The 2,175-nt window shown below is 68.8% G+C and carries 2 protein-coding genes; both read left to right on the plus strand.

From position 1 onward, the window contains the following. Nucleotides 1-410: 410 nt before the first annotated feature. On the plus strand, nt 411-959 hold the full coding sequence (locus AB4Y86_RS17305) for a DoxX family protein (protein ID WP_441403398.1): 549 nt from the start codon (nt 411-413) through the stop codon (nt 957-959). A gap of 7 nt (nt 960-966) precedes the next feature. After that, the coding region (gene aroA / locus AB4Y86_RS17310; protein WP_441403399.1) for a 3-phosphoshikimate 1-carboxyvinyltransferase at nt 967-2,175 on the plus strand (1,209 nt) is incomplete at its 3' end.

Genomic DNA, 2,175 nt, shown 5'->3' on the forward strand with positions numbered 1-2,175 from the left:
GCTGTATGGTCCACGGCTGTATCGTCCACGGTGGTGGACGCAGCAGCCCGCATTTCAGCAGCTGTCGTGGCGCGCTGGCCGTCGTCGTTGCCGGCGACATGGTGCATGGCCGCAGTGGCCGGATCCTTGGTGCTCATTGCGGTCAAGTCTACTGTCACCCGCGGACGCGCGCTCAAAGCTCCCGTCAGGGCCAAAGCCCACGGGTCGGCGGGAACAGCTTTCAGCTGCCCGATTTCACTCAGCAGAACCAAATCTCCGCCTTCCTTCATGCTCCAACTATGCGGGCTCTGCGCCACGTTTCGGCACTACTTGGACAACCCCGCACAATGGGCAAATATTCCGCAAAAGTGCAAGACTAGAACCGGTTCTCCCGCACAGCRTCCGCGGTTCACTCATCCAGGAGGAAACTCATGTCAGTTGTCCGCTTTCTCGCCCGCCCCATGCTCGCCTCCAGTTTCGTGCTCGCAGGCTTGGACAAGCTCCGGAATGCGGATGACACTGCCACCCAGCTGTCTCCCCTGCTGCGCCGTGCCGCTGATGCCCTGCCGTTCCAGACCGACGAGAAGGTCCTGGCCCGTGTGATCGGCGGGACGCAGGTTGGCGCAGGCGTCTGCTTCGCCCTCGGCAAGTCCGCCCGCCTCGCCGCCACAGTCCTGGCACTGATCTCCGCACTCAACGGCTTCGTCGAATGGCGCAGCGCGGATATCTCCTCCAAGGAGGGCCGCGACGCCCGGCGCAAGCGGCTCCTGAAGAACGTTTCCCTGACCGGAGGCGTGCTGCTGGCTTCGGTCGACACTGCCGGCAAGCCGGGGCTGGCCTGGCGTGCCGAGCACCTCGCTGCCGATGCCCGGAAGACCACCGCGCACCTGGCCTCCGACGCCCGGAAGACCACCGGCAAGAAACTGAAGAAAGCCGACAAGGCCGTCCGCAAGGCCGTCGACCACGCAGTCGGAGCCTAAGACGGCAATGACTGGCACCACCCCCGCCGCCACGGCCTCGTCCCTCCCGGCCGACGGCGGCCCGCATTGGCGTGCGCCGTTCGCGGATCGTCCTGTCGACGCCACCGTCACCGTCCCGGGCTCCAAGTCGCTGACCAACCGGTACCTGATCCTGGCAGCCCTCGCGGACGGCCCGTCGCGGTTGCGGGCACCACTGCACTCCCGGGACTCGGCCTTGATGATCGGGGCCCTGCGGCAGCTGGGGGCGACCATTACCGAGGTGCCCGGCGACGGCGCCTACGGCCCGGACCTGGACATCACCCCCGTTGACCTGGACGCCCCCACCACTGACACGGCCGTCGATTGCGGGCTGGCCGGCACGGTCATGCGCTTCGTGCCGCCGGTGGCAGCGCTGCACCGCGGCAGGACCCTGTTCGACGGCGACCCGCACGCCCGCAAACGCCCGATGGGCGCCATCATTGAGGCCCTGGCCGGCCTCGGCGTGGCGGTCGGCGCGCCCGACGGTGGCCCGGCGTCGTCCCTGCCGTTCACGGTCGAGGGCACGGGCGCGGTCCGCGGCGGTCACCTCGTAATCGATGCCAGCGCCTCATCCCAGTTTGTCTCGGCCCTGTTGCTGGCCGGTGCCCGCTTCACCGAGGGGCTCCATCTCGAACATGTCGGAAAGCCTGTACCGAGCCTGGACCACATTGCCATGACTGTGGCCGTGCTGCGCGAGGTGGGCGTCAGCATCGACGACTCCGTAGCCAACCACTGGATTGTTTCCCCGGGCCCGATCCCCGGCTTCGACCGGCGGATCGAGCAGGATCTGTCCAACGCCGGCCCCTTCCTGGCCGCGGCCCTCGCCACCGGCGGAACCGTCCGCATTCCCAACTGGCCGGCGCAGACCACCCAGGTCGGCGACCTCTGGCGCAGTATCCTCGCGACCATGGGCGCCAGCGTCAGCTTCGCGGACGGGACCCTGACCGTCACCGGCGGCCCGGAGATCAAGGGCGCCACCTTCGCCGAGACCAGCGAACTCGCGCCCACCGTCGCCGCCCTGTGTGCCCTCGCCACGACTCCCTCGACGCTCACCGGCATCGCCCACCTGCGCGGCCACGAAACAGACCGGCTCGCGGCCCTCGCGGCCGAGATCAACCGCCTGGGCGGGGATGTCGAAGAAACCGCCGACGGACTCCGCATCCGGCCCGCCGCCCTGCACGGCGGCGTCGTGCACAGC

Origin of the sequence: Arthrobacter sp. 2YAF22_2, assembly GCF_052114645.1 — a bacterium.
Lineage (GTDB): Bacteria > Actinomycetota > Actinomycetes > Actinomycetales > Micrococcaceae > Arthrobacter.

What these genes read in the sequence shown, in the direction of transcription:
- AB4Y86_RS17305 (WP_441403398.1), top strand. Translation starts at nt 411, where the DNA reads ATGTCAGTTGTCCGCTTTCTCGCCCGCCCCATGCTCGCCTCCAGTTTC.